The sequence below is a fragment of the Christiangramia gaetbulicola genome (assembly GCF_003054225.1).
Classification (GTDB): Bacteria; Bacteroidota; Bacteroidia; order Flavobacteriales; family Flavobacteriaceae; genus Christiangramia; species Christiangramia gaetbulicola.
Genome location: NZ_QBKQ01000002.1, coordinates 163,871 through 189,547 on the forward strand (window position 1 = coordinate 163,871; position 25,677 = coordinate 189,547).

Sequence of the window (25,677 nt, forward strand, 5' to 3'; positions counted from 1 at the left end):
CGGATCTTTTTGTTTGAATAAGCAAGATAAAAAATAAAAAGGGCTATCCAGAATAATAAAATCTTCACTTAGTAAACCTTTTTGGAATTTCAGGATAATTATATCCCTGCTATCTATGCTTCGCCTTTTATTATGGCCTCTAACGGACTTAGTTTTACAGATTATTATGAATATCTTTGGCCAAAATCCAAGATTTGTTCCGAAAGCGATTCTACTACTTTATCAAGATTCAGTACTTAGGTTACCGTTTGCATGGCTGGCAAAAGCAACCGGATGTAAAAACGGTGGAAGGTTTGATCACCAAAACCTTGAGATGGGTCATGCCTGAGGCCAAATGTAAAATTCTTGGGACCAGCAGGACAGATGCCATGGTTTCTGCAGAAGAATCTGCTTTTGAATTATTCCTTGATCATGAACCTCTTGAAGACCTGGACGAATTTCTGAAAGATTTCAACAAAAACCTTCCCCAGGATATTAGGGCATTAAGTATAGAAGAAGTAGATGAAAAGTTCAATATTATCCAGCATTCCAAAACCAAGGAATATGCCTATTTGTTTAGTGTAGGGGACAAGTTTCATCCTTTTTGCGCTCCCTTTATGGCGAATTTCCAGGAAGATCTGGATATTGAAAAAATGAAGGAAGCCGCAAGCTTATTCCAGGGAAAACATAATTTTAAGAACTATTGCGTTCGGGTTTCAGATAAGAGCACTTTCGAGAGAGAGATGATCAAATCTGAACTAGTAGAGAATACTGAATATACGGCTAATTTCTTCCCGGAGCGTTCTTATATTTTCCATATCCATGCCTCCGGATTTTTGCGCCACCAGGTTAGGTTGATGATGGGCAGCCTTGTACTGGTTGGCAGGGGAGAATTAAGCCTTGAGGATATCAGGAATAGTTTAAAACCTGATAGTCCCGAATTACAAATGGACTATATCGCCCCGGCTTCCGGATTAATTTTGAATAAGATCGAGTTCGATTGACCTATTCCTTTTCCAGGATCTTTAATGAGATCTTGATGGTTTCATACGGAATAGCTTCTTCAAAATGTTCAAAATAAGTCCTTAGTCCGCTGGGATTATCCAGTTTCTTTTTGGCAGTCTTAATGGATTGAAGCTCAGATTTTGGTACGAATTGCTTCAGGTTCACTTCCTCACCTTCATCATAGAGTTTTATTAAATGCGAGAATATGGTATTTCTGGCAACGCCGCGTTCTTTGGCGATCTCTTCCACACTCAAACCATTTTTATAAAGAGACAGGGTTTCTTTTAAAGTATTTCCTTTCTTTGTCTTCTTTTTTGTTTTCTTTTCTCTTTTTTCCTTGCTGAAAGCAATGATCTCCTTTATAAATCTGAAACCATAATCTTCCATTTTCTTTCTTCCAACTCCATTAATAAGCATGAACTCGGAATCTGACATTGGTCGTTGCTTTTCCATATCCTTTAAGGCAGCGTCATTAAAGATGAGGTAAGCTGGAATATCCTCTTCGCGGGCAATTTCCAGACGCAATTGCCTTAACCTTTCGAATAACGAATTATTTGCAGTAGTTGTTTTTTCAGCATGTGCCTGTGGTTTTTTATCCTTGACGTCGGCGAGGTAAACTTTTTCTTTTTCGAATAGAACTTTTTTAGCCTGTTCTGTAAGTTGCAGTCGATTGTTGCGGTCGAAAGCGATCTCTACATATCCTAAATTAATGAGCTGAATGATGTATTGCTGCCAGTGATGCCAGGATATATCTTTCCCGATCCCGTACGTGGAAAGTTCCTGGTAATTATTTCTTCTTACTACTTCGTTCTGGGAACCTCGAAGCACATCGATCACCGCCGAAATTGGTTCAGAAGCTTTCAGCCTGAAGATACAGGAAAGCGCTTTTTGTGCTATGACCGTTCCGTCGAAGAATTCAGGGGGATTCCGGCAAATATCACAGTTACCGCAATCTTCCTCCAGGTATTCTCCAAAATAGCTTAGCAGGATCTTTCGGCGACAACTCAGCGCTTCAGAATATTGCTTCATCCTATCCAATTTAGCCAGCTGAACTTCTTCGTTTTTGGCATTCGATGCGAATTTCTGAAGCTGGATCACATCAGAGTAACTATGGAAGAGGAGCGTGTCTGATGGCAATCCATCCCTTCCTGCCCGGCCAATTTCCTGGTAATAACCTTCCAGGTTCTTCGGCATATTGTAATGTATCACCCAGCGGATATTCGATTTATCGATGCCCATCCCAAAAGCGATGGTCGCGCAGATGATCTGTTTTTCGTCATTGATGAAATCATCCTGGATCTGTGATCGCTCCAGGTGATCCAGCCCGGCGTGATAAGCTTCTGCCTTAAAACCCTTTACTTTTAATTTCGAAGCAAGTTCTTCAGTGGTCTTCCGGCTTAAACAATAGATGATACCACTTTCCTTTTTTCGGTTCTTTAAAAAATCGGAGATCTGTTCAAAACGTTTAATACCTTGTTTAACCTCCAGACTCAGGTTCTTCCGGTCAAAAGAAGCCACATGTTTTTTAGCATTCGGGATATTTAGCTGTTTACAGATATCGTTTCGGGTAGCTTTATCTGCAGTAGCGGTTAGTGCCAGAACCGGGGTAGAAGGGAAGCGGTTTTTTAAATAACCCAGCTGAGTATAGGCCGGCCTGAAATCATGGCCCCAGCTCGAGATACAATGTGCCTCGTCGATGGCAATTAGGCTTACCTTACCATCGGTAAGGAACCTGTCTACGAACTGAAGGCTTTCAGGTGCGACATATAATAATTTGATCTCCTTATTATCGATCTTTTGAAAAATAGCCTGTTTATCTGCTTCATCCTGACTGCTATTTAAGTAAGCCGCGGGAACCCCATTGGCATTTAACCCGTCCACCTGGTCTTTCATTAAGGCAATAAGCGGAGAAATGACCAGGGTGATCTCTGGAAGCAAAATCCCTGGTAACTGATAGCAAATAGACTTACCACCACCGGTGGGCATAATGACCAGATTGTCCTTTCCGTCAAAAACAGATTCTATGATCTTTTTCTGAAGAGGTCTAAAACTCTCGTAACCAAAATATTCTTTCAGGGTATCTAACAACACAGCTTCTTTCATAGCCGCAAAGGTAAAATTAAGAGTAGATTTTATTCAATTTCTAAACTTCAATTCAGTTTTATTTTTCAAAAAAGAAAAGCTCCAGATGATCTAAAATCCTTGTGTTAGCGGATTATTCTTACATTTATCAAAAATTAATTCGGTTAAATGCTTTTTATAATTGGAAGATTTCAAGTGCTGGAATTTGACCTTATTGATTAAATTGCTTTTAAATACTCATATATGGCTCTTAAAAGACCTAAATCCTTGCTTCGCCGTCCCAAGAATACTAAAACTGTAAACCAGATCCCGGGTACCATGACCTACGTGGGAACCAAGGATTCTGGCGAAACCAAACTTGATGTAATAGATTATAATCTTCAGCAATATGAAAGATTTACTTCTACTTCTACCGAGGATGCTTTCAAATTCGTTGACGAGGAAAGAATTACCTGGTTCAATATAGATGGTCTGAGTAATGTAAAGGAAATAGAAAAGCTGGGCGAATATTATGAACTTCACCCGCTGGTGATGGAAGATATAGTGAACACCGGGCAAAGACCGAAAGTGGAGGAATATGAAGACTATCTTTTTATCGTGGCCAAAATGCTGTACTACAAAAATGGGTCTATCGAGAATGAACATATTAGCATGATCGTTGGTAAAAATTACCTATTGACCTTTCAGGAATCAGACGGGGATGTTTTCGATCCCGTTAGAGAGCGACTTGAGACCGGTAAAGGAAGGATTCGGGGCAGATCTGCAGATTATCTCATGTTCGCTTTGCTAGATTCTATTATAGATAACTACTTCCTGGTGATAGATGATATAAGTGACCGGATAGAGGAGATGGAAGCAAGTTTGTTCATTAATAAACCCAATGATAATGTCACCCAGGAGATCCAGGATCTAAAACAAACAATATTACGAATAAGAAGATCTGTTTTTCCTTTAAGAGAAGTGGTAAGCAGGTTAGAAAAGATGGATACCCGTCTCATAGAAGATAGTACCATAAATTATATAAGGGATCTTCATGACCATATCATTCAGATTTCAGAACATATAGATATTTATAGAGAAATGATCTGGGGTCTTATGGATCTTTATATGACGACCATTAGTAATAAAATGAACGAGGTGATGAAGGTACTTACTATCATGGCGAGTATTTTTATTCCGCTTACCTTCATTGCGGGAATCTACGGGATGAATTTTGAGTATATACCAGAATTGCAATGGAAATATAGCTACTTTGTACTCTGGGGGGTGATGATCATCATTTTCTTATTGATGCTTTATTATTTCAAAAGAAAAAAATGGTTATAAAACACAAATCTAGAGTTATGAAAAATTTGATGCTATTTACCCTGTTATCTTTATTCTGTTTTACTCCTATGAAAGCACAGGCAGATATGGTTCAGCGAAAAGATACTATCAATAAAATATATGTTGGGACCTATACCAGGAAAGAAGGGCATGTGGATGGAAAAGCCAAAGGAATTTATCTTTTGAATCAGGACCCTAATACCGGAAACCTGAACTTTGTTTGTACCGCGGCCGAAATGATCAATCCATCTTTTGTGAAAGTTGGTAAGATGGGTAAATACGTTTATGCCGTAAGTGAATTAGGTCCTCAGGATGGAGATAGTGGAGTTGTGCATTCTTTTGAAATTCAGGAAGACGGATCTTTAAAAAGTATTGGAAAACTCGGTACTGGCGGTTTTGCACCCTGTCACATAGCTCTGGATAGATCAGGTAAATTCGCGTTCGTAAGCAATTATATGGGTGGTGTAGTCATGGTCTACAAGATAGGGTCTGACGGAAGCCTTGAAAAAAGTCAGGAGCTAAAACTGGAAAATTCAGATTCTGCACATGCACATTCTGTAAAAATAAGCGGGGATAACCGTTATGCTTATATAGCCGATCTTGGTAACGATAAAATATGGGTCTACCGCTTTAATATTATGACCGGCAAACTAGAACCTCATAAACAGAACGCAGTTACATTAGAAAAGGGGGCTGGTCCAAGGCATTTGAGCTTTGCCAAGAATGGAAGCTTTTTATATTCGGTTAATGAATTGAATAGCACAGTGAGTGCTTTTGCTGTAAAAAGTGACGGTAGCCTGGATCATCTTCAGAATATTTCGGCTTTGCCCGATAGTTTTATCCAGCCTAATTCTGCTGCCGATATCCATATTCATCCTTCTGGTAAATTTTTATATACATCTAACCGTGGGCATAATAGCATCGCTATCTTTCAGATCAATTCTGATTCAGGAAAATTAACTCATGTAGATTATGTTCCCGTAGCTGGAAAGACACCTAGAAATTTTGCTATTTCACCATATGGCAAATATCTATATGCCGCCAGCCAGGATACCGGGAATATCACTACCTACAAGATCAATGAAGATACTGGCAAGTTAAAGCCCCAGGAACCTGTATTCCAGGTTAAAACACCAGTATGTCTTGAATTTGTAAAATAATTTCTCAGAGATCTGATTATCAGTAATTTGAATTGAAATTTTGCTTAATTTCAATGATAATTTAATTTCTGAAATCAGATGAAAAGAGCTTTTTCTGGCCTGCTATTTCTGGCCTTTTTGTTCGGTTGTGGAACTACACAAAATTTTAATGAAAAATCGGTAAGACCAGCCACAGACACTCCTGTAGCTTTTGAACCAAAATCCGGTGTAAGCTTTGATGACACCTCGTGTAAAAGTCCGTTGGTAGATCCCCGAAGCGGGGTTGAGATCATCATGGTCGTGGCCCATGATGGTAAAGGAGATTACAGGGTTCCCTCCGGTTTGTATGGTTTAAGCAGTAAAGAATTATTGCGTATAAACTGCAGCAATGGTGAAGTGATTGGGATCGTTAACAAATAGCTTTAAAACAGAAGTTCTAACTGAATCCCTAATCCCGAAGACGAAATGCCATGCCAACCTGTAAGCTAAGGTTATCTATAAGGTTTGAATCGAGGCTGGAATTCGGGATCAGATTATTCTGAAGATCATAAGCTTCAAAATCATTCAGCTGGTAGTTACCCAGTTTTCCGAAAACTACTATGCTTTTAGAAAATTGTTTTTCGATAAAAACAGAGGTATTAAGTGTTTCTTTTCGGAAATAGTAAATCGAGGGATTCTTATGAACTCGGTACGAATTCAAGGTCCAGTCGCTTTCGATTCCGGTGTACCAACTGTCTTTTTTCAGGATATATTCAAATCTGATATTTGACGGAATGAGGACATAAAGATTCCATTTGTTATTGGGTATCCAGTATAGTCCACCTATGGGAAATATCAGAGTTTTTTCAACTTCCTGGTTGAAATACATACCGGCGAAAAAGTTCAGTTTTTCACTTCTTTTATTAGTAAACAGAAACCAGCCTCCAGTTTGGGCATATTTGAGGCGTGGATTGAATTCATCTGAATTGAATTTAAATCGAACCTGAGTCAACAGGTTCCATTTTTTATCATTCCAGAAATGAAGATAACCGGCTCCAATAAAATTTGCGTAAAGGTCTAAGTCTTTACCAGCTATACTAATATCCTGAAATTTAAAGATTTCTCCTGAATAGAATGCAAGCAGGTAATCCTCGTTCTTCAACTCTAAACCAAGGTTTAATTTTGCTGAATACCGGTTAACTCCAAAATTTTCCGAGTTCTTGGGAGCATAAGCAATATTCTCGTAACCCAGGTTAGCGATATCAAAGAATGATTGTGCCCGTACCTGGAAGGCGAATACGATCATTAGAACGGGAATTAATCTTTTCAAACTATGCATATTTCAAAATGATATTATCCAATGCTAAGATCGGCTGCCCTGAAGCGGTTCATCTGTATGGTAGTGATACGCTCGCTAATAGATTGCGGGATAAGCTTAGCTAAAGTTAAATAGAATTTATTAATGGTCCCCGGGATGATCACTTCTTTTTTGTTCAGGAAAGCATCCATGGTGATCTTAGCTACCTCCTCCGGGTCCATGACCGATAGTTTGGCAAACCACCCCATATTGCGATTTTTATAACACATCTTCGGATTGGTATTCATCCCACCCGGGCATACTATCGAGACCCAAATCTGATCTTCTTTGAATTCGAGATTTAGACTCCTGGATAAAGACGAAAGGTAAGCCTTGGTAGCACCATAAACCTGTTTCGTAGGTAGGCAGAAGTAACTGGCCAGGCTACTAACATTAAGTATCCCTGAAGGTGAATTACGCTTCAACTGATCATAAAATAATTTAATAAGCCGTGTTGGAGCCGAAATATTAACTTCTATTTGCTTTAAGTAATAATTGATATCTACCTCATTAAAAAATCCGGTGCTCAATACCCCTGCATTATTGATGAGAAATTTAAATTCTATTTTTTGGTGATGAACAAATTCTAATAACTTCTCGCAATATGCTTTTGAGCTTAGATCCATATGAAAAAAATGAACTTTAATTTTGAAACTTTCTTCAAGGAATACAGCCAGGTCCTTTAAACCCGTTCCGGTAAGATCTATAAGAAATAGGTTCATATTTCTTTTCGCACAGTCTATGGCCAGGGCCTTTCCAAAACCCTGGCTAGCTCCTGTTATCAATGTGTAATAAAGTGGTTTCATGACGTATGTTTTTGATGAATTCAGAGGTTTTTTGAAGACCTTCTTCCAGGCCAGTATATCTATATCCTAAAATCTTCTGGGCCTTTTGTGAAGAAGCTGCTCTTTCAGTAAAAAGGAAATCCAGGATCTCTGGGGACAAACTGCTTTGGTAATCTCCAGATCTGCTAAAGAATGAATGTATTTTACCTAATATTTTCAGGAATTCGTAATCTATTTTAAAGACCTTCTTTTCTGTTCCCGATATTTTGAAGATGAGGTGGAATAGTCTTTCGTAACTGGCATTTTCACCTCCAATGATGAACTTCTCACCACTGTCCTCGAATTTCAGTCCAAGTTCATGTGCGGCTATGACATCATCTATATATACATAGCTTGCTTTAGTGTTTAGTTTATCTGGAGAGATCATACATTTATATTTTTCAATGATCTCGAAAAGTTTGTTGATCCCATTGGAATAAGTTGAGAATCCCGGACCATAAACTCTACCAACATTTAGAATAGTACAATTCAGACCCTTTTTGCAATATTCCTTCACCAGTTCTTCAGCCATAACCTTGGTAAGTTCATAGTCGTTATGGTAGGCATTCATACGCGGTTGTTTTTCAGTTATTGGAACTCCGGAGAGCGCATCTCCGAATACCGAAATGCTACTGGTAAAAATGAACTTCTTTACCTGGGCTTCCATAGCCGCAGAAAGAACATTCGAGGTTCCCTGTACATTGACCTGGTAAAAGCGGTCTATATGGCGATATCTGATATCGGTAAAGGCAGCCATGTGAATCACATATTCACAGCCCTCTATAGCTTTTTTGATACTATCGGGATCACCTATATCTCCTTTAAAAGAAATGATGTTTTCATGAATGGGAAGGTTCTTTGATTGTAAATCCCTAACCAGGGCATTTATTTGATGATTTTTAGCAGCCAGGTACAGCGCTAGTTTTGAGCCGATGAAGCCAGTAGCTCCTGTGAGAAAGATTTTCATGATTTCTGAATTTTGGTTAGACTTCGATTGATAAGGATGGTTTCAAACCCAAGCGAAAGAGCCGCATGAATTAAAAACGCTGGCCAAATACTGCCGGTGTAATAAGTGAAAAAGCACAACAGGATCCCGAATGGAATACTACCAACGATCTCCTTTTTTGAGTCGGTAATATGGATAAGGGCGTAGAGGAAAATATTTATCAAAATTGATGGGATCAACCCAATCAATTCAAGACAAAAAATGAATAAGACACCTCTAAAGAAAAGTTCATAGCAAAAAAGAAAGATCAGTCTTATTACGATGTAGATCAAACCTTTATTTATTGAAAACTTAGGATCTCTAAATCCTAATTTTTTTCTTCTTGCTTCAGCAGTAGAGATCTTAATTGCTATAATTGCCAAAGCAAGGATCCCTAGCATGCTCCATGATTGCTGAAAAGGATTTTCCTTGAGTAGGAAGGCTACCTTATCGAAATAAAGAATAACCGGAAGGCTAAATAATACGATACCTAAGAGATGACGAAGGTTTATGATCTTAAAACCCAGGTCGCGGATTATCGCATCGCCTATCTTTACAACTTTAAGTTGATAGCTTAAATAGGATAGGCCAAAATACCCGCCGTAACTTAACAATATGATATCTACAGTTTCCATGACCTATTGTCTTAATAATTTCACTTTAAAAAGTTTGTTGAAAACATCAACCTGTACACACTCACCCTGCTCGTAGTAAAAAACATTGGCATTGCCATCTGGAAAGTCGATTCTATAACGGTTCTCTCCAAGATTCTTAACCTGGACCATGCTTTGTTGATTATCGCAATAAACCGAGCTTAAATTGAGAGGTTCCTTGAAGTAGAGTATGACAAGATTGGTATTTATTTCAGGATGATCATAAACCCGTCTTCCATCTGCATCTTCAATAAAGTATTGGTTCTTTTCATAAACTAGTTCCTTGGGATGATTAGACTTATTATTAATACTTCTATTCACAGATGAGTACACGAGTTGTTCGTCTTTATACCGGGATTTTTCAGAAGCTTTTACGCGGAATTTCTTAATGAACGAGGTTTCAACAGAAGAGGATAACTGGTAATCTGTGTATGGCTCGGTTTGCACCTTCTCTATCTTAAGGGTGCCAATACTTTTATCATTCTTTAAAATGTTGAATTGCAACTGGCTTGCCTGTCCCTTAACACCTGAAGTAAGCAATAGGCTAATTATTACTACCGGAACAATCCGAAAAAAAGCCTTGTATTTCTCGAGATCAAGATTATCAAGGATTGGTAACCTGTGTTTGAATCGATCGATTAAGATCATAATAATAATTAGTAACATGATTTCCCTATTTATGATGAAGGTGGGGAGGACATCTCACATCGATTAATAACCCAAATTTATAATGAGATGCACAGGATCATATCCCGATTTTTGGGGATTTGTAAGATTCTGGACGTCCAGAAAAAAATCCGGACACTAACAGACGTCCCTGTATTTTGAAGGGGTCTGGGAAGTGAATTTTTTGAAAGCAGAGTAAAATGTAGAACGGGAATTGAATCCACACTCGAGACCTATGGCGACGATTGTATACTTGCAGAATTCCTTATCCTTAAGCAATTTTTTAGCCTGTTCGATCCTGAGGGAATTGATATAATCTGAAAAATTATATTCGCTTTGATTATTAATGATCTTGGATAGGTGAGTGCTACTCATTTCCATTTCTTCAGCGAGATCTTCAAGGCCCAGGTTGGGATCCAGGAAACGTTGTTTTTCGATTAAATATCGATCTATCTTTTCAAAATCTGCCTGGTGTTTTAGAGAAAGTTCATTTTTAGATTCAGTGTCTGTTATAGATCTGCTTTTTTCAATTTGGATGGCTTTATTCGCAGAAATAGACTTTCTAATTGAGATACGGTCATTAGCCTTATGATACCTGAAGAAGCCCTGGTAACCAATCCAATAGATAACGCCGGAAAGGCCGAGCCTGAGAACCTGATAACCGGTGACATTTCCTGTGAGATTGAATAGACTAATGGCAATGATCCAGAGAAGGAACATACATATACCTACTTTCCACATTCTCCTCAACCAGCTTATATCATCGAATTTCTGGATATAGGTATAAGAATGTTGTTTTGTAAATAAGAGCTGGTAACACTTAATAAAGATGAACAAACTAAAACCAGCGATAAAGATCTCCTCCAGGTTTGTGTATTGAAGGAGCATTTCATTAGCATTTCCAGGCCAGAACTGTTTAGATATTGCAATAGTTATCATTCTTGAGGCCAGGAGGAAAAGGAAAATAAAAAGGCTTAACCTTACGTAGATCCTGATGCTGGCTTCAATTCTGAGGTAGTAGACAAGAAAGGCGTGAAAAAATGGTAAAATGAGTAAATCCCATGAAAAAAGGATATTCCTGAGGATGAAATTATCGGGTTGATGATCGCTAAAGAACCAGGCTTGTAAAATATTAAGAGATAGAGCCAGCACGGTAAGGTTCAGGTAAATGACGGCGGTAGTCACTTTTCTCCGGGAAATATGGATAGTGAAGATATTAAAAGCAATGCCCTGCAAGGCAGCTATAATTAAAATGTAATTTAAGATCGAGGTAAGATCCATTTTGGCCGGTTGTACTACCTAATTTAGTGAAAATTACTAACAGGTAGATTCCCTGTAATCAGTAGGAGTTGTGTAGGTGAATTTTTTAAATGCTGAATAAAAGGTGGACCTGGAATTAAACCCACATTCCAAACCTATTGAAACAACGGTATACATGCAAAAATCGTCATCCCTCAAAAGTTTTTTGGCCTGTTCAATTCTAAGAGAATTAATATAATCTGGAAAACCATGACCACTAAAGGAGTTTATAATCCTGGAAAGATAACCCGAACTCAAATCCATTTCTTCTGCTAATCTTTCCAGGCTTAGCGCAGGATCCAGATAGCTTTGATTGTCGATTAGATATTTGTCAATTTTCATAAATTCTTCTTTCATTTTAGAATTCACTTCATTTGATATCACTTCTGAAGCCCTGCTTTTTTCTTCATTTAATTTTAAAGCTGAATTTTCCTCGAGAGACCTTCGTATGGAGATTCGGTCTTTGACCTTGTGATATCGGTAGAAACCCTGGTAACCTATCCAGTAAATAAGTATGGAAGTTCCCAGTCTAAGCGGATAATTGAGTATCTGCTTTCCGGTAATATTATAACCTATGATAGCGATGATCCAGAGTAATAATACAAATCCACCCAGCCTTAGGAAGATCCGCAGCCAGGAAATATCATCGAATTTCAGTATGTATGAGTAGTGTTCCTGGCCTTTAAAAACGATCTGTACACATTTAAAGAAAATGAAAAGGCTGAACAGTGCGTTGAAGATCTCTTCGAATATGGTATAATTCGCGATCAGGTTGATATTCTGGTCTGGACTCCAGAAGTAAACATAAGCTATACAGAAAGATCTTATAAGGATCTCAGCGATGAAGATATAGATCGCCAACCGCATAAAGCTTTTTACGCGATCCCTAATTCTTAAGTAGTAGATAAGGAATGCATGGAAGGTTGGGAGAATGAACAAATACCATGGAACCAATAAATGCTCGAAATAGAAGTTATTCGAAGAGAATCCAATTTCGATCAACCAGGCCTGTAGATTGTTAAGGGAAAGTACCAGTACGGTAAAATTCAGAAAAACTACTGCCCAGCCAGGTTTTTTACGTGTAATATGAATCGTGTAAATATTGAACACGAAGCCCTGAATCACCCCGGCGATTAGAATAAGGTTTATGATACTTATAACATCCATATCTCATACAGTAATAAAGAATGGGGTGATGAAACGGCAAATAAAACCAGTTGGGAAAAAATCCTGTAAGAAGGTCAATTAAAATTAATAAAAAAGACAGCTTGTTCAGCTGTCTTCTATAAAATGATTTTCATAAATGAGGAATTAAACTTCTTTCACTACGAAAAAACCATCGTTTCCCTGAGATTGATATAATGAAATATAAATTTGAATTTTTTATTTACTCAATCTATGAATCTGATAAACTACTTTAATAAAGAATCCTTTCAATATGTTAGTTGAAGAAAATATCAAGGATTTTAAAACTGCTTTAACAATCTGTGAACATCTAATCAATTACAAGCTCATACCTATTATAGACCGGTAAATTTGGTTTTAATCTTCTTTAAACCAGGCTGTCTGTTTCTCCAAACCTTCATAGAACGTGGTTTTAGGTTCGTAACCTAAAAGCTTTCTTGCCTTGTGTATATTGGCACTGGTTCGCAGCTGGTCTCCTGGACGCTTGGGTAGATGTTCGAATTCGATCTTTTTGCCGGTGATCTTTTCAATATTATCAATTCCCTCCTGGGTGGTATGTTCATTTTCTGAACCTATATTGAAGATCTGGCCATCGCAAATGTCTTCTTTTCCTATAACACTTAAAATACCTTCGACAATATCTCCAACAAAAGTGAAACTTCTTATATGTGAGGTGCTGCCTTCAAAAAGTGGAAACTTTTTATCATTAATCGCGCAATCAATAAGCTTGGTAAATAATTTATCTGGCCTTTCTCTTGGTCCGTAAACCGAAAACAACCTTAAAGAGCATGCTTTTAGAAGGTTTGAACGGGATTTGGAAAGTACTAGTTGTTCTGCGGCTAATTTGGTCACGCCATAATCTGAAACTGGTTTGGTTTCTTCATCTTCAGCCAGGGTGGCGTATTTGCCATAAACCGATGAAGTACTAAGATTTACGAATAACTTCAACTCCTTTTGTTCTAAAGCAAAATTTAGAAGCTTGTTAGTGGCGATAAAATTATTCTGAAAATAAGATTCAAAAGTTGATTTTACCGAAATGCCCGGCTGCCCGGCAAAGTGAAATATGTAATGGATCTCATCCTGGATTATATCGCTTAAACCATCATCGCAAAGGTCGAACTTAATAAGCTCTATGCCTTTAGACTCAAGATCACGGGCATTTTTCTCTTTTAGTTCCCTGCTGTAATAATTTGAAAAATTATCTATTCCAATAACCCTATGACCCTGAGATGCTAACTTTTCAGCAAAATGAGATCCAATAAAGCCAGCGGCACCGGTTACTAAAACATTCATACAATTACAATTTTGGGATCTAAAAACAGGCAAAATAAATCAATAGCCTGCAGAAAACATAGTTTTTGATCATATTTAAATTGTCAAAGATTGCAGCTGATATATGTAATGTGTTATGACTTGAGATGTTTTTACTTTTTCCTGGAATATAGACCTCAAGCCTTTAATCATTTTAAAAGATTGTCATTTAGTATTATTACCTCTATTTTTGCGCAAATTTTAAAATCTTAGAATGGATTACAGTCTCACCATCATAGTTCCTGTTTATAATGAGGAGGAAAATCTTTTACGTGTTGAGGAAAAGTTGAAGGAATATGCCCTTAAAACTAATTTCGATTGCCAGATCTTACTGGTAAATGATGGTTCAAAGGACAATTCTGAAAAGCTGATGGTTGAAATATGTGATCGTAATCCTGAATTTAACTACATCAGTTTTGAAAAGAATTGTGGTCTTAGTGCTGCAATCAAAGCCGGATTCGATTATTCTACTACAAATCTTACCGGATATATAGATTCAGACCTGCAAACAGATCCATTCGATTTCGACCTTTTAATGAATGAGATTGATAATTATGACCTGGTTAATGGATTCCGCCATGAACGTAAAGATTCAGGAATAAAGAACCTCTCCTCATTAGTGGCAAATACCGTGAGAAACTGGTTTACCCATGATGGGATGGACGATACCGGTTGCCCATTAAAGATTATTAGAACAGATTATGCGAAACGTATCCCAATGTTTCGTGGTCTGCACAGGTTTCTACCTGCGATGATCCTTTTACAGGGCGGTAGAATAAAACAAGTGCCGATTAAACATTTCCCCAGGATGGCTGGGACTCCCAAATTTGGCCTAAGAAACAGATTGATCAAACCTTTGATGGATTGTTTCGCTTACCTGTGGATGAAAAAGAACTACATTAATTATAACGTCTCCAGAAGATCCTGATATAGGTTAGATCTCAAGCCCAAATAATTAAAACATACTAGAATATTTTTTCCCTGATCTAATCTAGGGTAGGGATGCTATTGAATTAACTCTTTTCTTTATTGAAATTAATAGGGAAGAAGGGAAAGTATTAAAAACAAAAAAGCCACGTTTAGAACGTGGCTTTTCGTGATGGCACCAGGATTCGAACCTGGGACCGCCTGCTTAGAAGGCAGGTGCTCTATCCAGCTGAGCTATGCCACCTTTTTGCGGTTGCAAATATAAGCCACTTTATAAATTATACAATGTTTTTTTATCTAAAAATTCAATCAATTTTAAAAAAAGAAAAACTTCCCGAAGGAAGTTTTTGATTATCAGTAAATAGTGTTTTTTATTTTTTTTTTAATTTACCTGAACTAATTCTGATTCCAGTCCCTTCGAAGTAATAATTAATTGATTTACGCTACTGGGATTGGGATCGCTATTCTCAATAACCTCTTCATATAGGTTATTGAAACGGCGAATTAATTCCAGCGTTTTGAGTGAAAGGTTAAAGAATGTTCCAGATTCATGAATCTCTTGAATCCATTCCTTAACAGATTCTATCTGTTTGTATTCTTCCTCAATATTGAGGATAGATCCTGGTTGTTTTAGCATAACTAATTGTTTTACAGTTAGCCAAGCAGGATGTTTATGTAGATTTGGCGATTCAAATATATAAGTTAAAATTACTCAGAACGGCCTGGAGGGCTGAAAATCTTTGAAACGCATTAATTAATCGGTAAAGTACTTTATATGAGGTTCACGAAATAATCTTAATTTAGCCGCAAATTCCCAGATCCTTTAATATGCCTAGTTTTCTAAATTTCTATAGACGCATAAGATTTGCCATATCTTTTCGTAAATCAGGAAGTCTAAAGCAATATTCGATTAATAATAAAACCGCCGGGATCAATGAATAGCTGGTTAATTTACGCTCTTGGTTTTATTGCGCAGTTATTATTTTCGGGCAGGATGATCCTGCAATGGTTTCTTTCAGAAAAAAATAAAAGGATCATCACGCCTATTATTTTCTGGCACCTTAGCCTACTGGCATCTTTTTTACTTTTTGTCTATGGTTATTTAAGAAACGACTTTGCCATCATGATGGGGCAGACGTTAACTTATTTTATCTACATAAGGAACCTTCAATTACAAGGTCAATGGTTAAAGATCCCTGAGTTATTCAGGATTTTCTTATGGATATTTCCACTGCTTATTGTGATCTATGGTTTCAATAACAATGAATATGACGCGGCTAAATTGTTTAGAAATGACGCGATTCCATTCTGGCTAATTGTTCTTGGCTCGGTAGGTCATTTGGTTTTTACTTTAAGGTTTATCTATCAATGGGTCTACTCTGAAAGGAAAAAGATTTCTTCATTACCACTCGGATTCTGGTTGTTAAGCCTTTTAGGGTCAGGGCTAATTATAGTTTATGCCATAATCAGAGAAGATCCGGTGCTTCTTGCTGGTCATGGTTTTGGTTTGATTATGTATATTCGAAATATTTATATTCAAAAGAATGAAGTTAAAGGATAATTACCTTCTTTTATTGGTTCTGGTTTGTTTGTCGATCTTTTTCGTGAACCTCGACGCGATTTTTGTAAATATCATGGAGGCGCGAAATTTCACCACAGCCAGGGAAATGATCAATCTTGATCACTGGATATTTACCACGCTTAACAATGAACCCAGGTATGAAAAGCCACCACTACCAACCTGGATGACGGCCATATCGATGTTCCTTTTTGGGATGAAAAGTCTGTTCGCTTTGAGATTACCTGCGGCGATCATGGGGACCCTCACCGTTGTTTTTATATATAAGCTTGGATTGAAGTTTACTTTAAATAGAAAGTATGCCTTCATTTCAGGATTAATCGCAGCTACCTCTTTCTATATACTATATTCCGGAAGAGACGGGCAGTGGGATATACATACCCATTCCTGGATGATCATGGCCATTTATGGTATCTATAAACTCTTCACCGAAGACAGCTCAAAATACAGCAATGCCATTATTTCTGGAATTCTGATCGGTTGCTCTTTTTTAAGTAAGGGACCAGTTTCTATGTATGCCTTACTATTACCATTTTTAATTGCCTTTGGAGTTGTTTATAGATACAGGAACTTTAGAAAGAACTGGCTCCCGGTGGTATTAATGTTGTTGATGGCAACCATCGTTTCGGCGTCGTGGAGCCTGTATGTTTATTATTTTGATACTCAGGCCGTGGCCAAGATCACAGATAAGGAAACCGGTCGCTGGTTAGATTATAATGTTAGACCGTTCTACTACTACTGGAGTTTTGTGATACAGAGCGGGATGTGGACCATTCCTGCATTTGTGGGACTGTTATATCCGTATTTGAAGAACCGGGTTTTTGATAAGCCGGGTTATAAATTCACCCTTTGGTGGACCCTGGGATCGGTGGTCTTATTGTCTATTATCCCTGAGAAAAAATCGAGATATCTTTTACCGGTGCTAATTCCCTTAGCTCTAAACACCGCCTTTTATATAGAATACCTTTTCAGGAGATTTGATATGCTACCAAAAAAGGAGAAATGGGTGGTTTATTTCAATTTTGGCTTGATCGCTTTTATCGGACTGCTATTTCCAATTGCAGGTGTTATTTATCTGAAAGATCTGTTTTCCACTATCTGGCCATGGTTCCTAATGACGTCTATTTGTCTTTTCGGAATAGGGGCATTGATGCTTTATTATCTGAAAAAAAATAAGATAAAACCAGTCTTTTATTTATCGGTTTGGTTCATTATTAGCATCATCTTCTTTGGCCTGCCCATAGCAAAAAAGATAGAGGTAAATCCGGAATATAAAAGTATTCAGACCGTGGACGCTTACAGGGAGCATAACCCGATTCCTGTTTATGAATTTAAAGACTTTACTCCAGAGATCATCTGGGAATATGGTAGCCCTATTAAAGTCCTCTGGAATGGTGAAACCTATGAAAAGCCTTCTGAAAAGGAATTCCTGTTATTGAATACTCCAACAAATTATGATTCCATGCTTGAAACATTCCCGGATTATAAGATTGAAAAAATAGACGAAATAGATATGAATCCGGTGGGAAACACCCATAAAAAAAGATTATACAGGGACTTATATTTAGTAAAGAAGCCTTAAATAAAAAATAATTAGCAACATGATCAATTACCCAATCAGGTTTGTGCCGATTCTTCAGGATAAGATATGGGGTGGAAGTAAGCTAAAAACTATACTTAACAAACATACCATACGCGAAAGCGTTGGTGAGAGCTGGGAGATCTCGGGCGTTGAGGGGAATATTTCCATTGTTGAAAAAGGACCGGAAAAGGGAATGAAACTAACCGAGCTTATTTCCAGGTATAAGGGTGAGCTGGTAGGAGATAAGATATATTCTAAATTCGGGAATGAATTCCCTTTGCTTATAAAGTTTATAGACGCAAAAACAGATCTTTCCGTGCAGCTGCATCCTAATGACGAATTAGCCAGGCAAAGGCATAATTCCTTTGGTAAAACCGAAATGTGGTATGTTATGCAAGCCGATGAAGGCTCAAAACTGAATATTGGTTTCAAGAAAGATCTGGATAAGAGAGAATATCTGGATTACCTGGAAAAGGAAAAGATTACAGAGGTACTGAATTTTGAGGAAGTTAAAAAAGGAGATTCATTTTTTATAAATACCGGGAAAGTCCATGCGATAGGAGGAGGAGTCCTTTTAGCTGAAATTCAGCAAACCTCAGATATCACATACAGGATATACGACTGGGGTCGGGTAGATTCTGAAGGGCAGCACAGGGAATTACATACTGCTTTGGCACTGGATGCAATAGATTTCAGAAAAAGGGATGATTACCAGTTAAATTATGAAAAGGAGGTTAACAGGTCTTCAGAGATCGCATCCTGTGAATATTTTACCACCAATTTTCTACACGTAAAAGGCGAGATTGTCAAGGATTATTCTTCCCTGGACTCTTTCGTTGTTTATATGTGTGTAGAAGGCACTGCCCTAATAAGTATTGGGGATAATTCTGAAAAGATAGAGAAAGGACAAAGCCTGTTAATACCAGCTGCAACAAGTGAACTAAAAATAAAAGCAGAAAATGCAGAACTGCTTGAAATTTATATCGAATAAACTTCAGGCAGCTCTAATTTTTAGAATCATGGGATTAGGAGAACTTTACTGGAACTTTGACCTGTTTCCAGATATTCATGAGCTTTTCTGCCTTCAGATAGCTTGAATTTTACTGGATCCTTGATTTTTAAATTTCCCTGTTCGATCATATCAAAAAGGATATTTGATCTTTTTATTCTTTCTTCTGAAGATTTTAAATAACCCCACAAGTCTCCGCCTGTTAGTGTTTTACTGCTATCCATTAGCATTCTTGGATCTACCTTTTTGGGGTCACCGCCACTCATACCATAAAAAACAACCGTCCCTGTTTCTCTCGTGACATCAAAACTATCCATCAGGGTAATTCCAACACTATCATATACAACATCCACTCCCTGTGGCCCTGCGATCTCAAAGACCCTATTCTTCCAAGTTTCATCAAGAATGAGCGCATACTCTGCTCCAGAATTTAATATGGTATTTAATTTATCCTCATTTCTGGTTAGACCAATTACATGGCCTCCTTTAAAATTAATGATCTGGGAAAGAATTTGTCCAACCCCGCCCGAGGCTGCATGAACCAAAACACATTCATCTGCAGAAATCGCATAAGAATCATTTGCCAGGTAATGTGCCGTGAGTCCCTGCAACATTATAGATGCTGCAGTTTCAAAACTTATAGAGTCTCTAAGAGGGACTACATGCTCTTCTGGCACCACAATGTATTCGGCATTAGCAAAGGGAACATCAGCAAATGCGATCCTTTGTCCAACCTTAAATCTTTCAGATTTTGACTCCACGATAACTCCGGCGGCTTCATATCCCGGAATGTAAGGCGGTTTTCCCTTTAGATGATAATTTCCTTTTCTTCGGTATATATCTGCATAATTGAGTCCGATAGCTTTGGTTTCTATAAGAACTTCATTTTTCGAAGGAACGGGTCTTTCAACCTCAATATATTCCATTACTTCAGGTCCTCCAAAATTAGAAAATGTTAGAGCCTTCATCTTCTTATTCATCATACTCAACAACTATTTTAATAACCTAAAATGCTATCTATTTTTTCTATTTCTTCTTTGCTGAATTCAATATTCTTGATGGCCTCGATATTGTCTTGCAGCTGTGAAACTTTACTTACTCCAACCAGGACCGAAGTGACCCTGTGATCTTTAAGCAACCAGGCAACAGCCATTTGAGCAAGGCTTTGACCTCTGGAATCTGCAATTTCATTTAGTTTCTGGATCTTTTCTACCAGGTCATCTGTGATCTGGGATTTATCCAGGTAACTTCCTTCGGTAGCGGCTCTGGAACCTTCCGGAATCCCGTGAAGATATTTAGAAGTAAGAATTCCCTGTTCCAGCGGAGAGAATACAATACTTCCTAAACCGACTGATTCTAGCGTATCCAGCAATCCATCTTCAACCCAGCGATCCATCATATTATATCTTGGCTGATGGATCAGGAACGGGGTACCCAGCTCTTTCAATATTTTAGCAGCCTTAGCCGTGTCTTCGGCATTATATTGTGAAACCCCCACATATAAGGCCTTTCCTTGTCTAACAATTTGATCCAGAGCTCCCATGGTTTCTTCCAAAGGAGTGTCAGGATCTGGTCTATGGTGATAGAAAATGTCTACATAATCCATCCCCATTCTTTGTAAAGACTGATCAAGGCTGGCTATAAGATATTTTCTAGATCCAAAATTGCCATAAGGACCAGGCCACATATCCCAGCCCGCTTTGGTAGAAATGATTAGCTCATCTCTATACTTTTTAAAATCTTGCTGGAAGATCTTTCCAAAATTCTTTTCAGCTGTACCATAAGGAGGTCCATAGTTATTTGCCAGGTCGAAATGAGTGATACCATTATCAAAGGCAGTTCTTAAAATATTCCTGGCATTTTCAAAGTCATCATTATCCCCGAAATTGTGCCAAAGACCGAGAGAGAGAAGTGGTAGCTTAATTCCGCTTTTACCACATCGTCTATACTGCATTTTGTCATATCTATTTTCTGATGCCTTATATTCCATTTTCAATAATTTTAAAGGATAATTTTATCAAGTTCGAAGATAAAATTTTATAATTTTTATATGTATTAATATTTTTATAAGTTTAGCGTCCTTTCAAAATCCTGGAAGGCTTTATTTTATGAAAATAGCCCCCATTTTATTCAGTTTTCTGTTTTTTCAGTTTTATACGGTATATTCTCAGCAAGCCGAAACGAAAAAGAATCTTTACAATTTACATGATTCTGTTATTGGATATCAAAACCTGCCTTTAATTAATGGTGTTGAACTAATCGAGAAATACAGGACCATTAATGATAAACACCAATTTTTTAAGGATCGGGATTTTCTTGATGGAACTTTAAATTATGATGGGCAAACATATTATGATGTACAGCTTAAATATGATATTTTTCGTGACCTGTTATTTATAAAACTTGAAGATAATTCCGGAACCAGGATGATGGAATTGATCAAGGAGAAAGTGAAAAGTTTTAAGATACAGGAGCATACTTTCGGAAAGCTGGAATTTACAAATGCTGGTTTTAATTCTGGGTTTTATGAAGTAATTCTTGATATAGATAACCTGAAAATATATAAAAAAAGGAGCTTAAAGCCAGCGGAAAAAAGGGATATGAAAATTCTCTATTATGAATTTGAAAAACAGGAAGATGAGTATATTTTTTATAAGCCGGGAACAGGTTTTTTTGAACCAAAATCCTCTGTGCTTAATTCAAAATTCCCATCCTGTTCTACAGAGATAAAGCAATATTCCAGTACTAACAAAAATACAAGACAAAATTCCACAGATCTTTATATGATAGGCCTTGGCAGATTATTAAATAAGATTGATTGTTCTGATTCCAGCTATTAATATGAAGAGATTTTTACTGCTACTTTTTCTCAGTCTGCATACTTTAGTATTCTCACAAAATGATGATAAGGTTACGATCGATGTTCAGGATAAGACCATCGAGGAAGTATTCGAAATAATTGAAAGTAACACTAATTACAGGTTTTATTTCATTAAAGATTGGATTCCGGAAAAAAGACTTAGCGGCAATTTCGAAAATGCCAAAATAGAAACTATTCTTAATGCAGTTTTAGATGAAACCGTTTTAAATTACTTTTTGCTGGATGAAAAAGTGATCATCACTGAAAATAGCATCATTTATAATGATTTTTCTAACGGCTTCTTTGAAAATAAATCTTTGCCAAATGAGATCGCACTCGAGCAGGACGAGACAGAGGAAAAAGCTCCAATATTCTATGAATCTACCAATGAGAAAATTGAAACCGTTAAGATTGGTAGGGAAACAGGGACCTTAAGTAAAAGAAAGTTTGTTATAAAAGGAAGGATCACCGAAAAGGAAACCAATGCTCCTTTATCTAATGTGGCCATTATTTTAGGGGATGGGCAAACCGGTACCGTTTCAGATATCGATGGATACTATTCTCTTGAGCTCCCCCAGGGAATTCATATGCTTACAACCCGTTCTATGGGGAATACCAGTGTTACGAAAAGGGTGATCATCTACAATAACGGGGAATTGAATTTTAATCTGGGCCAGAATCTCGAGATGTTGAACGAGGTGGTAATTGAATCTGAATCTGATAAGAACGTCAGACAGGCTTTCGCAGGAGTATCTCAAATTAAAGCCCAGGAGATCAAAACGATTCCGCTGGTTCTTGGAGAAAGAGACCTTCTTAAAGTTGCTGCCACTTTACCTGGTATTTCCAAGGCAGGTGAGGGGTCTTCAGGATACAACGTTAGAGGAGGTAGAGCAGATCAAAATCTTATTCTGTTAGACGATGCGGTAATTTATAATCCAAATCATTTCTTTGGAATATTTTCAGCCTTGAATCCTTTTACCACTGGAGTGGTTGATATCTATAAAGGTACTATCCCTGCCAAATACGGTGGGCGGCTATCCTCAGTGATCGATATTAAAACGAAGAACGGAAACTCACGAGAGTTTTCAGGAGAAGGATCAATTGGGCCCGTTACCGGAAATCTAAGCCTGGAAGTTCCTGTTGTTAAAGAAAAGTCCTCGTTGGTTCTTGGTGCCAGGGCAACTTATTCAGACTGGATATTGAACAGTCTTGATGAAGAGTCTCTTAAAAACAGTGAAGCTTCATTTTATGATGTTATTGCGAAATATAATCACCAGATCGATGCCAAAAATGAACTTAATTTTACGGCATACTTAAGTAGTGATAGATTCAGTATAACTTCAGATTCCCTTTTTGCCTATAAGAACCGTATGTTCTCTGTTTCTTATGAAAAAGAGTTCAATCGCGATCTAACTGGTTCCCTGATACTTTCAAATAGTAATTATGAGTTCAATATCGATTATGATAGTGATTTCAATAACAATTTTAAATCAGGTTTCAGCATTAATGATTTTCAACTGCAGGCAATTTTAGATCATAGAATTTCTTCAGATCATACCCTTAATTATGGGATCTCTTCAAAATTCTATTCCTTGATTCCTGGTATTATCGATCCCCTTGGTGATGACTCTCTTATAGAAAGTAGGGAACTGGCCAAAGAAAAAGGATTGGAGTCGGCAATTTTTATTTCAGACGATTTCGAAATCTCACCGGACTTTACTATTAACGGCGGATTGAGATTTTCGGTCTTTAATGCTCTTGGTCCAGATGAAGTAAACATATATGATCCGGGACAACCTAGAACTGAAGCCAGTGTTATTTCTACCGAGAACTATGCTAATAATGAGGTCGTGAAGACTTATTCAGGGTTGGAATACAGGTTGACAGGCCGTTATTCAATTCTGGATGATCTGTCTATTAAAGGTGGGTATAGTACAACCTACCAGTATATTCATACCCTATCTAATAATACTACGGTTTCTCCCACAGATATTTACAAGCTTTCAGATTTTAATGTTGAACCTCAAAAAGCAACTCAGTATTCATTAGGTGTTTTTAAGAACTTCAATGAGAACATGTATGAGTTAAGCCTGGAAGGTTATTTCAAGCAAACTGAAGGTATTATTGATTTTAAGACCGGGGCGACACTATTTCTGAATGAGAATATAGAAACCGAGATCCTTGATGGGGAAGGTCAGTCTTATGGGATTGAAGTTCTTCTAAGAAAGAACCTGGGCGATCTTAATGGTTGGTTAGGTTATACCTATTCCAGGTCCTTGATAAAGTTGGACAGTCCTTTTGAATCCGAGGTGATAAATAATGGTGAATATTTTCCTTCTAATTTTGACAAGCCCCATGATTTTAGTGCGGTGCTTAATTATAAATTCACCAAGCGCTTCAGCATATCTTCAAATCTAATCTATCAAACGGGGAGACCTGTGACTGTGCCTATTGGTAAGTATGACTATAATGATTCAGAATTTGTGGTTTACAGTGAAAGAAATCAATATAGAATTCCTGATTATTACAGGCTGGATTTGAGTTTGAACATTGAAGGAAATCATAAGATCGAAAAGCTGGCCCATAGTTTCTGGAATATTTCAATTTATAATGTTCTTGGAAGGAATAATCCATATTCGGTATTTTTTGTGACCGAAGATGGCAGCGTTCAGGCATACCAGAGCTCTATCTTTGCAGTTCCAATTCCAACCATCACTTATAACTTTAAATTTTAAATTTCTTGAAGAAATCTTTATACATATCATATTCATTCGTTCTAGCTCTAGCCGTTCTTTTATCGGTAGCAAGTTGTGTAGAGCCAATTGAAATAGAACTGGACGAACCGGAGAGTATTCTTGTGGTTGAAGGGATCATAACCGATGAATTAAAACAACAGGAGATCAAATTAAGCCGGAGTTTTCCTGTAGATGAAAATGGTCCTAATCCGGTTTCTGGAGCAAAGGTAATAGTGAGTTCCTCCAATGGTGCTAACTATACTTTTTTTGAAAGCGAAGCCGGAACCTATTTATCTAACTCGGCATTCCAGGTAAACCTGGGCGAGGATTATACCCTTGAAATAGAGACAGAGGAAGGGGTTTATGAATCTACTACGGCGAGATCTGAAACTACTACCCAAATTAGTGAGGTTTCGAGTGAAAAGGCTGTGCTTAACGGAGAAGAAGGAGTTGCTATCACTGTAAGCAATACTGGAATTTCTGGAAATGGCGGCAGTTATTATTTGTTTAAATACCAGGAGACTTACGAAATAAGGTCGCCTTATGAAAAACTCTATGATCTTATTATAAATGAAAATGATGATCCAGATACCGATAGAGACGATTTCCTGGTAGTTCCCAAACCAGAGCAGGATTATATTTGTTACGTGACAGAACCCTCTTCAGATATTATTCTTTCCAACACAGAAGGTCTTACTGAAGACTCTTTAAATGGTATTTTGATTAGGTTTATTTCAAAAAAAGAGTACGAGCTAGCTTACAGGTATAGTATTAATGTCACTCAGTTAAAGGTGTCTCCTGTAGCATTCGATTATTATGAAACCCTGAAGAATCTTTCTGAGAATGAATCGGTTTTCTCGCAATATCAGCCTGGTTTTTTAAATGGGAATATAAGAAGCCTGAACAATAGCAAGGAAAAGGTAATTGGCTATTTTACAACAGCAACTACAGATTCAAAAAGACTATTTTTTGATTATACAGATTATTATGATGGGAATAACAGGCGACCATCTCATACCGGTGATTGCGAAGAATATGTTCCAAACAGGGAATCGCTTAGAGAACTTCTGGAAAATGGACAGGTAAAACTTTTCGCGGAAGATCCGCCAAATGTATATCAGGTTATACGTAGAGGCTGTGTAGACTGCACTCAGTTTGGTTCCAATCAAAAGCCCGAATTCTGGATAGATTAAAC

At 37.5% G+C, this 25,677-nt stretch carries 23 protein-coding genes and 1 tRNA gene; 11 read left to right on the forward strand and 13 right to left on the reverse strand.

Annotation, left to right across the window (positions count from 1 at the left end; genetic code table 11):
- Window positions 1–194: 194 nt before the first annotated feature.
- The gene (gene truA, locus C8P64_RS07375; RefSeq protein WP_108172202.1) at window positions 195–983 is read left to right on the forward strand and encodes a tRNA pseudouridine(38-40) synthase TruA; all 789 of its coding nucleotides are present in this window, start codon (window positions 195–197) and stop codon (window positions 981–983) included.
- Between the two features lies 1 nt (window position 984).
- Here the strand turns inward: truA and recQ are convergent, their stop codons facing one another.
- Window positions 985–3,087, reverse strand: a complete 2,103-nt coding sequence (recQ, locus tag C8P64_RS07380) for a DNA helicase RecQ (RefSeq protein ID WP_108171441.1) — start codon at window positions 3,085–3,087, stop codon at window positions 985–987.
- Between the two features lie 222 nt (window positions 3,088–3,309).
- Between recQ and corA the strand changes: the two genes are divergently transcribed.
- The 3 genes from corA to C8P64_RS07395 all read left to right on the forward strand — a co-directional run bounded on the left by corA (window position 3,310) and on the right by C8P64_RS07395 (window position 5,951).
- Window positions 3,310–4,392, forward strand: coding sequence for a magnesium/cobalt transporter CorA (corA, locus tag C8P64_RS07385; RefSeq protein WP_108171442.1), 1,083 nt, complete (start codon window positions 3,310–3,312; stop codon window positions 4,390–4,392).
- A 17-nt stretch (window positions 4,393–4,409) separates the two neighbouring features.
- The gene (locus C8P64_RS07390; protein ID WP_108172203.1) at window positions 4,410–5,552 is read left to right on the forward strand and encodes a lactonase family protein; all 1,143 of its coding nucleotides are present in this window, start codon (window positions 4,410–4,412) and stop codon (window positions 5,550–5,552) included.
- Window positions 5,553–5,630: 78 nt separating this feature from the next.
- Window positions 5,631–5,951 carry a hypothetical protein gene (locus tag C8P64_RS07395; RefSeq protein WP_108171443.1) on the forward strand — a complete coding sequence of 107 codons (321 nt, stop codon included), beginning with the start codon at window positions 5,631–5,633 and terminating at the stop codon, window positions 5,949–5,951.
- Between the two features lie 28 nt (window positions 5,952–5,979).
- On the opposite strand, the gene C8P64_RS07400 is transcribed toward C8P64_RS07395, so the two are convergent.
- From C8P64_RS07400 to C8P64_RS07435, 8 genes are all read right to left on the reverse strand, one after another.
- Window positions 5,980–6,840, reverse strand: coding sequence for a DUF6268 family outer membrane beta-barrel protein (locus tag C8P64_RS07400; RefSeq protein ID WP_146167195.1), 861 nt, complete (start codon window positions 6,838–6,840; stop codon window positions 5,980–5,982).
- 23 nt (window positions 6,841–6,863) lie between these two features.
- Window positions 6,864–7,673 (reverse strand): SDR family NAD(P)-dependent oxidoreductase, encoded by an 810-nt coding sequence (locus C8P64_RS07405; protein WP_108171445.1) that lies wholly within the window; start codon window positions 7,671–7,673, stop codon window positions 6,864–6,866.
- Window positions 7,636–8,658: an NAD-dependent epimerase/dehydratase family protein gene (locus C8P64_RS07410; RefSeq protein ID WP_108171446.1), complete on the reverse strand. Its 1,023-nt coding sequence runs from the start codon at window positions 8,656–8,658 to the stop codon at window positions 7,636–7,638. Before C8P64_RS07410 ends, C8P64_RS07405 begins: the two co-directional genes overlap by 38 nt.
- Entirely contained in the window at window positions 8,655–9,311 is a 657-nt protein-coding gene (locus C8P64_RS07415) for a CPBP family intramembrane glutamic endopeptidase (protein ID WP_108171447.1), read from the reverse strand. The genes C8P64_RS07410 and C8P64_RS07415 overlap by 4 nt, the downstream gene beginning before the upstream one ends.
- Before the next feature lie 3 nt (window positions 9,312–9,314).
- On the reverse strand, window positions 9,315–9,995 hold the full coding sequence (locus tag C8P64_RS07420) for a DUF6134 family protein (RefSeq protein WP_146167196.1): 681 nt from the start codon (window positions 9,993–9,995) through the stop codon (window positions 9,315–9,317).
- Between the two features lie 138 nt (window positions 9,996–10,133).
- Window positions 10,134–11,276 carry a helix-turn-helix domain-containing protein gene (locus tag C8P64_RS07425; RefSeq protein ID WP_108171449.1) on the reverse strand — a complete coding sequence of 381 codons (1,143 nt, stop codon included), beginning with the start codon at window positions 11,274–11,276 and terminating at the stop codon, window positions 10,134–10,136.
- Between the two features lie 36 nt (window positions 11,277–11,312).
- A complete protein-coding gene (locus C8P64_RS07430) occupies window positions 11,313–12,461 on the reverse strand; it encodes a helix-turn-helix domain-containing protein (RefSeq protein ID WP_108171450.1) in 1,149 nt (382 codons plus the stop codon).
- A gap of 375 nt (window positions 12,462–12,836) precedes the next feature.
- Complete coding sequence (locus C8P64_RS07435; protein ID WP_108171451.1) at window positions 12,837–13,772, reverse strand: NAD-dependent epimerase/dehydratase family protein; 936 nt, start codon at window positions 13,770–13,772, stop codon at window positions 12,837–12,839.
- A gap of 232 nt (window positions 13,773–14,004) precedes the next feature.
- Between C8P64_RS07435 and C8P64_RS07440 the strand changes: the two genes are divergently transcribed.
- Window positions 14,005–14,718, forward strand: a complete 714-nt coding sequence (locus tag C8P64_RS07440; protein WP_108171452.1) for a glycosyltransferase — start codon at window positions 14,005–14,007, stop codon at window positions 14,716–14,718.
- Between the two features lie 169 nt (window positions 14,719–14,887).
- On the opposite strand, the gene C8P64_RS07445 is transcribed toward C8P64_RS07440, so the two are convergent.
- A tRNA-Arg gene (locus C8P64_RS07445) sits at window positions 14,888–14,961 on the reverse strand.
- Between the two features lie 138 nt (window positions 14,962–15,099).
- Window positions 15,100–15,354 (reverse strand): hypothetical protein, encoded by a 255-nt coding sequence (locus C8P64_RS07450; protein WP_108171453.1) that lies wholly within the window; start codon window positions 15,352–15,354, stop codon window positions 15,100–15,102.
- Window positions 15,355–15,651: 297 nt separating this feature from the next.
- Between C8P64_RS07450 and C8P64_RS07455 the strand changes: the two genes are divergently transcribed.
- The 3 genes from C8P64_RS07455 to C8P64_RS07465 are packed head-to-tail and all read left to right on the forward strand — an operon-like array spanning window position 15,652 to window position 18,869.
- Window positions 15,652–16,278, forward strand: a complete 627-nt coding sequence (locus tag C8P64_RS07455; RefSeq protein ID WP_108171454.1) for a lipid-A-disaccharide synthase N-terminal domain-containing protein — start codon at window positions 15,652–15,654, stop codon at window positions 16,276–16,278.
- Complete coding sequence (locus C8P64_RS07460) at window positions 16,262–17,878, forward strand: ArnT family glycosyltransferase (RefSeq protein WP_108171455.1); 1,617 nt, start codon at window positions 16,262–16,264, stop codon at window positions 17,876–17,878. Before C8P64_RS07455 ends, C8P64_RS07460 begins: the two co-directional genes overlap by 17 nt.
- A gap of 19 nt (window positions 17,879–17,897) precedes the next feature.
- The gene (locus C8P64_RS07465; protein ID WP_108171456.1) at window positions 17,898–18,869 is read left to right on the forward strand and encodes a type I phosphomannose isomerase catalytic subunit; all 972 of its coding nucleotides are present in this window, start codon (window positions 17,898–17,900) and stop codon (window positions 18,867–18,869) included.
- A gap of 26 nt (window positions 18,870–18,895) precedes the next feature.
- Here the strand turns inward: C8P64_RS07465 and C8P64_RS07470 are convergent, their stop codons facing one another.
- Together C8P64_RS07470 and mgrA are read right to left on the reverse strand one after the other, a co-directional pair.
- Window positions 18,896–19,870 carry a quinone oxidoreductase family protein gene (locus C8P64_RS07470; RefSeq protein ID WP_245889673.1) on the reverse strand — a complete coding sequence of 325 codons (975 nt, stop codon included), beginning with the start codon at window positions 19,868–19,870 and terminating at the stop codon, window positions 18,896–18,898.
- A gap of 14 nt (window positions 19,871–19,884) precedes the next feature.
- Window positions 19,885–20,877, reverse strand: a complete 993-nt coding sequence (gene mgrA / locus C8P64_RS07475; RefSeq protein ID WP_108171457.1) for an L-glyceraldehyde 3-phosphate reductase — start codon at window positions 20,875–20,877, stop codon at window positions 19,885–19,887.
- A 118-nt stretch (window positions 20,878–20,995) separates the two neighbouring features.
- Here mgrA and C8P64_RS07480 point away from each other — a divergent pair, with 118 nt between their 5' ends.
- Genes C8P64_RS07480 through C8P64_RS07490 form a run of 3 tightly spaced genes read left to right on the forward strand, consistent with a single transcriptional unit; the run spans window position 20,996 to window position 25,675 of the window.
- Window positions 20,996–21,727 carry a hypothetical protein gene (locus tag C8P64_RS07480; protein WP_108171458.1) on the forward strand — a complete coding sequence of 244 codons (732 nt, stop codon included), beginning with the start codon at window positions 20,996–20,998 and terminating at the stop codon, window positions 21,725–21,727.
- A gap of 1 nt (window position 21,728) precedes the next feature.
- A complete protein-coding gene (locus C8P64_RS07485) occupies window positions 21,729–24,482 on the forward strand; it encodes a TonB-dependent receptor (protein WP_108172205.1) in 2,754 nt (917 codons plus the stop codon).
- Window positions 24,483–24,487: 5 nt separating this feature from the next.
- Window positions 24,488–25,675: a DUF4249 domain-containing protein gene (locus C8P64_RS07490; protein ID WP_170106644.1), complete on the forward strand. Its 1,188-nt coding sequence runs from the start codon at window positions 24,488–24,490 to the stop codon at window positions 25,673–25,675.
- Window positions 25,676–25,677 lie beyond the last annotated feature (2 nt).

Bases quoted from the DNA above. Each gene is read 5' to 3' on its own strand.
- C8P64_RS07460 (WP_108171455.1), top strand. From the start codon at position 16,262: ATGAAGTTAAAGGATAATTACCTTCTTTTATTGGTTCTGGTTTGTTTG.
- C8P64_RS07395 (WP_108171443.1), top strand. From the start codon at position 5,631: ATGAAAAGAGCTTTTTCTGGCCTGCTATTTCTGGCCTTTTTGTTCGGT.
- C8P64_RS07410 (WP_108171446.1), bottom strand. From the start codon at position 8,658: ATGAAAATCTTTCTCACAGGAGCTACTGGCTTCATCGGCTCAAAACTA.
- C8P64_RS07440 (WP_108171452.1), top strand. From the start codon at position 14,005: ATGGATTACAGTCTCACCATCATAGTTCCTGTTTATAATGAGGAGGAA.
- C8P64_RS07480 (WP_108171458.1), top strand. From the start codon at position 20,996: ATGAAAATAGCCCCCATTTTATTCAGTTTTCTGTTTTTTCAGTTTTAT.
- C8P64_RS07435 (WP_108171451.1), bottom strand. From the start codon at position 13,772: ATGAATGTTTTAGTAACCGGTGCCGCTGGCTTTATTGGATCTCATTTT.
- C8P64_RS07415 (WP_108171447.1), bottom strand. From the start codon at position 9,311: ATGGAAACTGTAGATATCATATTGTTAAGTTACGGCGGGTATTTTGGC.
- C8P64_RS07420 (WP_146167196.1), bottom strand. From the start codon at position 9,995: ATGTTACTAATTATTATTATGATCTTAATCGATCGATTCAAACACAGG.
- C8P64_RS07455 (WP_108171454.1), top strand. From the start codon at position 15,652: ATGAATAGCTGGTTAATTTACGCTCTTGGTTTTATTGCGCAGTTATTA.
- C8P64_RS07450 (WP_108171453.1), bottom strand. From the start codon at position 15,354: ATGCTAAAACAACCAGGATCTATCCTCAATATTGAGGAAGAATACAAA.
- C8P64_RS07430 (WP_108171450.1), bottom strand. From the start codon at position 12,461: ATGGATGTTATAAGTATCATAAACCTTATTCTAATCGCCGGGGTGATT.
- C8P64_RS07390 (WP_108172203.1), top strand. From the start codon at position 4,410: ATGAAAAATTTGATGCTATTTACCCTGTTATCTTTATTCTGTTTTACT.
- C8P64_RS07485 (WP_108172205.1), top strand. From the start codon at position 21,729: ATGAAGAGATTTTTACTGCTACTTTTTCTCAGTCTGCATACTTTAGTA.
- C8P64_RS07470 (WP_245889673.1), bottom strand. From the start codon at position 19,870: ATGATGAATAAGAAGATGAAGGCTCTAACATTTTCTAATTTTGGAGGA.
- C8P64_RS07425 (WP_108171449.1), bottom strand. From the start codon at position 11,276: ATGGATCTTACCTCGATCTTAAATTACATTTTAATTATAGCTGCCTTG.
- corA (WP_108171442.1), top strand. From the start codon at position 3,310: ATGGCTCTTAAAAGACCTAAATCCTTGCTTCGCCGTCCCAAGAATACT.
- C8P64_RS07465 (WP_108171456.1), top strand. From the start codon at position 17,898: ATGATCAATTACCCAATCAGGTTTGTGCCGATTCTTCAGGATAAGATA.
- C8P64_RS07405 (WP_108171445.1), bottom strand. From the start codon at position 7,673: ATGAAACCACTTTATTACACATTGATAACAGGAGCTAGCCAGGGTTTT.
- recQ (WP_108171441.1), bottom strand. From the start codon at position 3,087: ATGAAAGAAGCTGTGTTGTTAGATACCCTGAAAGAATATTTTGGTTAC.
- mgrA (WP_108171457.1), bottom strand. From the start codon at position 20,877: ATGGAATATAAGGCATCAGAAAATAGATATGACAAAATGCAGTATAGA.